The sequence below is a fragment of the Bacillus sp. JJ1503 genome (assembly GCF_036965125.1).
Classification (GTDB): domain Bacteria; phylum Bacillota; class Bacilli; order Bacillales; family Cytobacillaceae; genus Cytobacillus.
Genome location: NZ_JBALOZ010000319.1, coordinates 2051 through 10297, shown reverse-complemented (window position 1 = coordinate 10297; position 8247 = coordinate 2051). Strand labels below are relative to the sequence as shown.

Here is an 8247-nt window from a genome sequence, read left to right as displayed (position 1 = left end):
ATTTAATATGTTTGTTATAATATTTTCAGCATCAATAGAAATATCTGATCGTACATTAATTTGTATCCAATTTTTTATAAGGAGGTTGGCTTGTGGATTTAGAAATTAGAAAGATTGTCACGATCCAGGAAGAAACATTTATCGAGGGATTCAAAAAGGCAGAAATTCCGGTACGCATTGCAGCTGCCTTGGCTGTAATCAAAAATCCTTATGCAGGAAGGTATGAAGAAGATCTTCTTCCTTTAATTAAAACTTACTCTGAAAAGCTAGGAGAAATTTTACCTAAAAAGGCTATGGAAGCATTAGGGATTACTGGAGAAGAAGTTGAAGCATACGGAAAAGGGGCACTCGTTGGTTTAGATGGAGAAATAGAGCATGGTTCAGCAATTATTCATACGCTCACTTTCGGGAATCCATTTCGATCGCTTTGCGGAAGTGCTGAAACTCTACTTCCTTCCGCAGAAAAAAGAGGGAATGCAGGTTCCACTCTTGACTTAGCCATCAAGCATAAGATGGATGCAAAAATCAGGAGCCATCATATGACCTTTGAAACAAGAATACCAGATGCGCCAAGAAATGATGAAATTGTTATTGCGGCAGTTGTAACCGCAAGTGGAAGGGCACATCCACGGATTGGCTCTTTACATAAAGAGCTTGAGGGAGTATTTCCTTCATGAGTGAAAGCGTAGGTTTTATAGGGCTAGGCAAAATGGGTTTGCCTATGGCTAAAAATCTATTAAAAAAAGGCTATAACGTTTTTGGAATAGATATAGACCAAGCAGCTAAACTTGAATTTCAATCCTTCGGTGGAAACATCGGAAAAATAGAGGACTGGGTTCACAATGTCCAGTTTATTCTCCTCATGCTTCCCTCCTCTACGATCGTTAACAAGGTTTTGCAGGAAATACTTGAAGCGTACACCGCTGAAAAAAATATGCACCAAGACCCTCTTATGATTATTGATATGAGCAGCTCGTACCCTGCCGAAACAAGGAAAAATAGTGAAAGATTAGATTCCCATCGTATTTGCTTTATTGATGCTCCGGTTAGCGGTGGAGTAAAAAAAGCAATTGATGGCTCCCTAACAGTAATGGCAGGAGGAACTTCAGAACAATTCGAAAAATGTAAGCGTTTATTAAGTGTCTTAGGGAGTAATCTTTTTCATATAGGTCCAGTAGGCAGCGGACATTTAATGAAAGCTATTAATAATTACCTATCCGCAACACATCTTCTAGCGTCTTGTGAAGCTGTTCAATTATTGGAAGCATTTGACGTTCAACCTGAACAGGCTATTCATGTCATCAATCATAGTACTGGCAGAAGCGGTTCTACTGAGTATAAGTTTCCTAATTTCATCTTAAATGAGGAATACAACTCTGGATTTGCTCTCGATTTATTGAGAAAGGATGTAGAAATGGCAAAGCAATTATTTATAGATGCTCAAGCAGCCACTTCTATACCACAGCTTGTCTTTGAAAAATTTGATGAGGCAAGTAAAGCTCTTGAAAAAAATGCCGACCACACAGAGATTAACAGATTCGTTTCATCCTATTTATTAAAAAGGGGGATTTCCAATGAAGAAAGTGAGAAAAATGTTACTGGCAGCTCTGACCCTAGTATTCGTGTTCGGTCTAGCAGCGTGTAGCAGCGGTTCATCCACGCAAAAAACAGAAGGTAATTCTGAAGGGACAGCGGAAGGAACTGAGAATAAAGAGAGCGGAGTACAAGAAATAACCATTAAAATTTCACACGTTGTTGCTGAAAACACACCAAAGCATCATGGTGCAATGAAAATGAAAGAAGTTATTGAAGCTGAATCAGGCGGAAAAATCAAAGTCCAAGTATATCCTAACAGCTCATTGTTCGGTGATAAAGATGAATATCAGAACTTAGTTGCAGATAACGTTCAATTTATTATCCCTGATATGTCTAAGCTTGTTGGTAACGACCCTGGCTTTAATATTCCAGCTATGCCGTTTTTATTCGAAAGTGATGAAGCAGCAGAAGCATTCTGGGATGGAGAAAAAGGACAAGAGATTTTTAAACGTCTAGAAAAAGACGGTGTTCTCGGTAGTGCTTTCTGGCCAAATGGCGCCAAACATATGACAAATGATAAACATCCGATAAGTAAGCCGGAAGACCTTCAGGGAATGAAAATTCGTACACAAGGTGGTCAATTACTCGAGGCTATTTATACTAAATTAGGAGCAGGTTCAACTTCCATCCCATTTGCGGAGCTTTACACTGCCCTGCAGCAAGGAACGGTTGATGGACAAGAAAATACATTCAGTAATATTGAATCAAAGAAGTTTGATGAAGTACAAAAATATATGACAATCATGGGTCACACTCGTGTTGACTATGCATTATTAACAAATACGAAATTCTGGAACAGCCTTAACGATGAAACGTTAGCTGTTGTTCAAAAAGGTGTAGATGAAGCAACTAAGATTGCAAGGGAATCTGCAGCAAAATTAAATGATGATGCTTTAGCCAAACTTAAATCTAATGGCTTAGTTGAAATCAATGAATTATCTGCAGAAGAAATTGACGCATTTAAGAAAGTACTAGAGCCGGTTTACCAAGAATATGCTGAAATAATTGGCGCTGATATTATTAAAGACGCCGAGAGCAGATAATCATTTATTAATAAAAATAAAAAAACCGCAGACGTGAACTGCGGTTTTTCTTTTGTGAACAAATTTTAACTGTTTTCCCTAAAATAAAAATAATCCCAACCTATTCGTCAGGATTATCTTGAATTATTTTTGCTTAAACAGACACTGCCTTCTTTAACCTTCTACAGATTTCATCCCCAACCTCGACAGTTGAAGCAGTTCCTCCAATATCCGGTGTTTTAATGCCATCATTCGTTACATCTTCCAACACATCTAGGAGCTTTTTCCCTAACTCAACTTCTCCAAAATGATCAAGCATCATTTTTTCCGTCCAGATTTGTCCAATTGGATTCGAAATTCCTTTTCCATAAATATCAGGAGCTGATCCATGAACAGGCTCAAACATCGATGGGTACTTTCCGTTTAAATTAATATTCGCAGCCGGAGCAATTCCAATGCTTCCCATAATTGCCCCGCCAATGTCTGTTAATATATCTCCAAATAAATTACTTGCGACAATCACATCAAATATTTGTGGTCTCGTAACAAAAAAGGCTGCTAATGCATCAATATGGAACGAATCTGTTTTAATATCAGCATAATCCGATTTAACATCTTTAAAAACCTCATCCCAAAAAGGCATAGAGTGAAAGATTCCATTGGATTTCGTTGCAGAAGTCACATGCCCCCTTCTTTTTTTCGCTAGCTCAAAGGCATACCTCATCGCACGTTCTGTCCCTTTTCTAGTAAAGACAGCATTTTGAATGGCCAGTTCATCTTCCCCTTTATGAATTCTTCCCCCTACCTCACTATATTCTCCCTCACTATTTTCTCTAACGACAATCAGATCAAAATCGTTAGGATTAACGAGCGGAGACCTTAGCCCTTTAAAATATTTGGCTGGGCGAATATTAATGGATTGCTCGAATTCTCTTCTAATTTTAATGAGAAGGCCCCATAAAGACACGTGGTCCGCAATGATTGCAGGGTTGCCAATGGCCCCTAGAAAAATAGAATCAAAGTTTGCAAGTGTTTTCAATCCATCATCAGGCATCATTTTTCCATGTTCCATATAGTAATCACAGCTCCATGGGAATTCTTGATACTCAAATTTCAATCCTCCATGAACCTCAGCTACTGTATCTAGAACCTTTAATGAAACCGGCACTACCTCTTTCCCAATTCCATCCCCAGGTATTACGGCTATTTCATATTTTCTCATTTTCACACAGCTCCCTTATTTGTTTTTTGATGATAATTTTCATATTTGGCTATTTCCTGCTCATACAAATCACCGCCATGTGAATCATAAGCTACGAGTAGTGGAAAATCCTCTACTTCCAATCTCCGAATAGCTTCAGGGCCAAGATCTTCATAGGCAACAACCACTTCTGCCTTAATTCTTCTGCTCAAAATAGTAGATAAGCCGCCAATGGCTGCAAAGGAAATAGCCCCATACTGCTGACAGGCTTCCTTTACCATATCTCTCCTCGGGCCTTTTCCGATTGTTCCAACTACTCCGTATTCATACATAGCCGGTGCGTACGGATCCATTCTGAATGCTGTAGTCGGTGCAACGGGTCCTATCACTTGGCCGGGCTTAGGCGGACAAGGGCCTGCATAAAAAATAACTTCACCTTTTAAATCTACTGGCAATGGTTCGTCTTTTTCGAGCAGCTCAACCATCCTTTTATGAGCTGCATCTCTAGCCATATAAATCGTTCCTGATAGCAGAACCGTATCTCCTATTTTTAGGTTTTCAACATCTGCCTTACTGATGGGTGTTTTCAGTCGGTACTCCGTCATTTCTTCCATCCCTCCAATATCTTGAAAAATACGATTAAATGACCACAGATTTTTTCCGCGCAGCATGACATTGAATATTTACAGCAACAGGCAGTGCTGTAATATGGCATGCATATGTTTCAATCGGCACCCATAGAGCTGTGCTTGTACCGCCAAGGCCTTGAGGGCCGATTCCGGTGTTATTAATTGCCTCTAGCAATTCTGCTTCAAGCTTTGCGATATGAGGTTCTGGATTATGAACACCCACCTCTCTGAGAACAGCATGTTTCGCAAGTGACGTTACTTTATCAAAGCTTCCGCCAATTCCTACTCCGACCACAACGGGCGGACACGCTTTTCCCCCAGCCTCTTTAATGGTCTGTATAACAAAATTCTTAACTCCCTCGGCACCTTCACCAGGCAATAAAAATTTCATAGCACTCATATTTTCACTGCCTCCGCCTTTTGGCAGGACTGTAATCTTAATTTGATCCCCTGGAACAATTTCTGTATGTACAACGGCGGGGGTATTGTCTCCTGTATTTACACGTAATAATGGGTCTCCAACTACTGATTTTCGCAGATAGCCTTCTCTATAGCCTGTACGCACACCTTCCTGTATAGCATCAAGATAATTTCCTCCAGTTATATGCACGTCCTGTCCCATCTCCACGAACACAACGGCCATGCCTGTATCATGGCAATACGGCATATGATTCGTTTTTGCCTCTTCTGCGTTTTCTAGCAGCTGTTGCAGAATAGATTTCCCTATTGGAGAAGCTTCGGTTTTTTCAGCCTGTCTGAATCCTGCCAATACATCCTCGGGCAAATAGTAGCATGCTTCCCAGCAAAGCTTTGCTACACTTTCTGTCAGCACTTCCGCATCTACAATTCTCATCTTATCTCTCCTTTTCTTTAATAAGCTGAACTAAGTTTTCAAGATCTTCTTTTGTATGTTCTATTAATCTTTTTGCTGCCTTTTCTGAATTTCTTTCTTTAATTGCTTCGAAAATTTGCCTGTGTCCATTTAAAATTGTTTCAGCTCGGTTAGCCCCTTCAAGATTTAGTAACCTATAATAGTGTGTTAAGGAATGAAGCTCATTGACTAGCTTTTTTAATCGTAAATTCCCGCTAATATGAATGATTAGCTCATGAAATCCAGAGTTGCATGCTACAATCTCCTCTTTCTCCTTTCTATTAATGGCCTCTTCAGTTTCTAACAAAATGCTTTCTAGCTCATTTATTTGTGCTTCAGATGCCCTCACTGCTGCTAGAGCTACGGCTTTTGATTCAAGGGCGAGCCGGCAATCATAAATATCTTGGACATCTTGTAACGAAGGCTTATAAACGATTATTTGTGATTTGTCATCCATTATGAGTAATCCTTCATTAATTAATGCCCGTATAGCTTCGCGAACTGGACTTCTGCTTATTGCGAATTGTTTCGCTAATTGTGATTCGTACATTCTATCACCCGGCTTGTAAATTCCTTCCCAAATCCCCTTTTTAATGGTTTGCTGAATCTGCTCATAAAATGGAAGAGCCCTTTCTAGTGAATTTTGATCCACAATAAGTGTCTCCTTACTATTTAGTCTGTCTTGTGTCGGCTGTCGACGCCGCTATATTCATAATATTATTTATTATCAGAAATTTCAATAATTATTTAATGCTAAATAGCATTTGCTTCCATTATTACAAATGAAAAAATAGGTACTATTTCCAATTAAGGATTTAGTACCTACTAGCCTAACTACCTTTTCTTCTTTTTCGAATTATCTACTACAGGTTTATTCTTTTTAACCGTTTCTAAGATTATTTGTACATTTATATTTTTTTCATCTACATTTTTAACACTGACAATTTTTCCTTTACGGCCTTTAATGTGTAGTTCCTCACCTTCTGTTGGAACACGTTTAAGCAGCTGGCACAGTAACTTATTTTTGTTTTCAAAAAAATGAACAGCAAACATTTTTGGATCACCTATTTTCATATAGTATTTGTTACACACTTTGTAACCTCTATATAAAATATTGGATGGCTGCTAGAATTAGACCAAAAACTATAAAAAAACTCTAGGTAAAAATCTACCTAGAGTTCACATCTATTTACATTCTACTAAAGCCTTCAGCATCGTTCCATTCTTCGCAAAATCCGAATGCCAAGAAAGTGCTTTTTCTAATACATGAGGTGTGTGGCCGCCTCTTGTTAAGGCTTCATGATAATATTCCCGAAGCTGCTCGCGATACATCGGATGAGCGCAGTTTTCAATAATTAATTCGACACGCTGTCTAGGAGCTAGCCCGCGGAGGTCCGCATAGCCTTGCTCTGTTACAATCACGTCAACATCATGCTCTGTATGGTCAACATGGGATGCGAACGGAACGATACTAGAGATTTTACCATCTTTCGCAATGGACTTTGTCACAAAAATCGCTAGACGAGCATTTCTAGCAAAGTCACCAGAACCTCCAATTCCGTTCATCATTTTCGTTCCAAGTACATGTGTGGAGTTTACATTTCCGTAAATATCTAATTCCAAAGCTGTATTTATTGAAATCAATCCGAGTCTGCGGATAATTTCTGGATGATTCGATATTTCTTGTGGTCTCATCAAAATTCGGTCGCGATACTGATCAAAGTTTGAGAAAACTTGCTTCATTTTTGATTCAGATAATGTGATGGAACAGCAGGAGGCAAAACGGACCTTTCCTGCATCCATTAAATCAAAAACGGCGTCCTGCAATACTTCCGAATACACTTCCAAGTCCTCAAACTCTGAATCTAGCATTCCATGAAGAACCGCATTGGCAACGGAGCCTATTCCAGATTGCAATGGAGCAAGCTTTTCAGTTAATCTCCCGGCTGCTATTTCTTTACGGAGAAATTCCAGTAAATGCCCGGCCATCACTTTTGTTTCCTCATCTGGCGGGACTATTGTTGAAGGAGAATCATCCTGATTTGTAAAGACAATGCCTTTTATCTTCTCGATATCTACTTTTATGCCTGTCGACCCAATACGGTCATCCGCCTTCGTTAGTGGAATAGGCTCTCTTTCCCCTTGCCTTCCAGGTGCAAATAAATCATGCAAGCCTTCTAATTCTGGTGTTTGCGCAAGATTGATTTCTACAATAATGGATTTAGCATGCTGTGCAAAGGTTAATGAATTTCCGATTGATGTAGTTGGTATAATTTGTCCATCCTCCGAAATCGAAACCGCTTCCAAAATAGCGAAATCAATAGGATCCATTACATTTGCTCGAATTAACTCTGCAGTGTGTGACAAATGCTGGTCAACGAATAAGAAGTCCCCTTGATTAATTCCACTTCTCATCGTTGGATCAGCTTGGAAAGGCAAACGCTTATTAATGATCCCAGCCTCTGCAAACAATTTATCAACATCAGAACCTAAAGAAGCCCCTGTATATACATTTACTTTGAAGTTTTCAGTTTTGGCTCTTTCTATTAAAGCAAATGGTACCGCTTTCACGTCCCCCGCACGTGTAAAGCCGCTTAAACCAAGAGTCATGCCATCTTGAATCCATGATGCCGCTTCCTCAGGTGTGACAACACGATCTTGTAAACTAGTGTTTTTTATACGTTCATACCCCTTATTCATTCTCCCAACCCTCTCCCACTATATAAAATTATTTTACCTATTAAAAACAGGAGAAAGGAGTTTTTGGATTAAATAGCAGAAAATTAGGACAGAACAGAAAATTCTTCGTACAAAGCAGAATATCCCTGATCTGCTTGGACTTTTTGTACGACTACTTCCCTTGATATGTCCGTCCAGCACCACTGCTTGGACTTTTTGAACGACTTCTTCTCTTGATTTGTCCGTCCA

Annotated in this window: 9 protein-coding genes; 3 read left to right on the top strand and 6 right to left on the bottom strand. The window is 39.3% G+C overall.

Going from position 1 to position 8247, the window contains the following annotated elements; all coding sequences use genetic code 11:
- Window positions 1-92 precede the first annotated feature (92 nt).
- Genes V7149_RS21370 through V7149_RS21360 form a run of 3 tightly spaced genes read left to right on the top strand, consistent with a single transcriptional unit; the run spans window position 93 to window position 2639 of the window.
- The gene (locus V7149_RS21370; protein ID WP_335347610.1) at window positions 93-677 is read left to right on the top strand and encodes an amino acid synthesis family protein; all 585 of its coding nucleotides are present in this window, start codon (window positions 93-95) and stop codon (window positions 675-677) included.
- Window positions 674-1645 (top strand): NAD(P)-dependent oxidoreductase, encoded by a 972-nt coding sequence (locus V7149_RS21365; protein WP_335347609.1) that lies wholly within the window; start codon window positions 674-676, stop codon window positions 1643-1645. Before V7149_RS21370 ends, V7149_RS21365 begins: the two co-directional genes overlap by 4 nt.
- The gene (locus V7149_RS21360; protein ID WP_335347608.1) at window positions 1575-2639 is read left to right on the top strand and encodes a DctP family TRAP transporter solute-binding subunit; all 1065 of its coding nucleotides are present in this window, start codon (window positions 1575-1577) and stop codon (window positions 2637-2639) included. The genes V7149_RS21365 and V7149_RS21360 overlap by 71 nt, the downstream gene beginning before the upstream one ends.
- Window positions 2640-2772: 133 nt before the next feature.
- Here the strand turns inward: V7149_RS21360 and V7149_RS21355 are convergent, their stop codons facing one another.
- From V7149_RS21355 to V7149_RS21330, 6 genes are all read right to left on the bottom strand, one after another.
- Complete coding sequence (locus V7149_RS21355) at window positions 2773-3840, bottom strand: tartrate dehydrogenase (RefSeq protein WP_335347607.1); 1068 nt, start codon at window positions 3838-3840, stop codon at window positions 2773-2775.
- A gap of 2 nt (window positions 3841-3842) precedes the next feature.
- A complete protein-coding gene (locus tag V7149_RS21350) occupies window positions 3843-4424 on the bottom strand; it encodes a FumA C-terminus/TtdB family hydratase beta subunit (RefSeq protein ID WP_335347606.1) in 582 nt (193 codons plus the stop codon).
- 34 nt (window positions 4425-4458) lie between these two features.
- Window positions 4459-5301 carry a fumarate hydratase gene (locus V7149_RS21345; RefSeq protein WP_335347605.1) on the bottom strand — a complete coding sequence of 281 codons (843 nt, stop codon included), beginning with the start codon at window positions 5299-5301 and terminating at the stop codon, window positions 4459-4461.
- Window position 5302: 1 nt separating this feature from the next.
- Window positions 5303-5971: a GntR family transcriptional regulator gene (locus tag V7149_RS21340; RefSeq protein ID WP_335347604.1), complete on the bottom strand. Its 669-nt coding sequence runs from the start codon at window positions 5969-5971 to the stop codon at window positions 5303-5305.
- Between the two features lie 182 nt (window positions 5972-6153).
- Window positions 6154-6372 carry a hypothetical protein gene (locus V7149_RS21335; RefSeq protein WP_335347603.1) on the bottom strand — a complete coding sequence of 73 codons (219 nt, stop codon included), beginning with the start codon at window positions 6370-6372 and terminating at the stop codon, window positions 6154-6156.
- Between the two features lie 132 nt (window positions 6373-6504).
- Complete coding sequence (locus V7149_RS21330; RefSeq protein ID WP_335347602.1) at window positions 6505-8019, bottom strand: acetyl-CoA hydrolase/transferase family protein; 1515 nt, start codon at window positions 8017-8019, stop codon at window positions 6505-6507.
- Window positions 8020-8247: the final 228 nt, after the last annotated feature.

What these genes read in the sequence shown, in the direction of transcription:
- V7149_RS21365 (WP_335347609.1), top strand. Translation starts at nt 674, where the DNA reads ATGAGTGAAAGCGTAGGTTTTATAGGGCTAGGCAAAATGGGTTTGCCT.
- V7149_RS21360 (WP_335347608.1), top strand. Translation starts at nt 1,575, where the DNA reads ATGAAGAAAGTGAGAAAAATGTTACTGGCAGCTCTGACCCTAGTATTC.
- V7149_RS21355 (WP_335347607.1), bottom strand. Translation starts at nt 3,840, where the DNA reads ATGAGAAAATATGAAATAGCCGTAATACCTGGGGATGGAATTGGGAAA.
- V7149_RS21350 (WP_335347606.1), bottom strand. Translation starts at nt 4,424, where the DNA reads ATGACGGAGTACCGACTGAAAACACCCATCAGTAAGGCAGATGTTGAA.
- V7149_RS21345 (WP_335347605.1), bottom strand. Translation starts at nt 5,301, where the DNA reads ATGAGAATTGTAGATGCGGAAGTGCTGACAGAAAGTGTAGCAAAGCTT.
- V7149_RS21335 (WP_335347603.1), bottom strand. Translation starts at nt 6,372, where the DNA reads ATGTTTGCTGTTCATTTTTTTGAAAACAAAAATAAGTTACTGTGCCAG.
- V7149_RS21330 (WP_335347602.1), bottom strand. Translation starts at nt 8,019, where the DNA reads ATGAATAAGGGGTATGAACGTATAAAAAACACTAGTTTACAAGATCGT.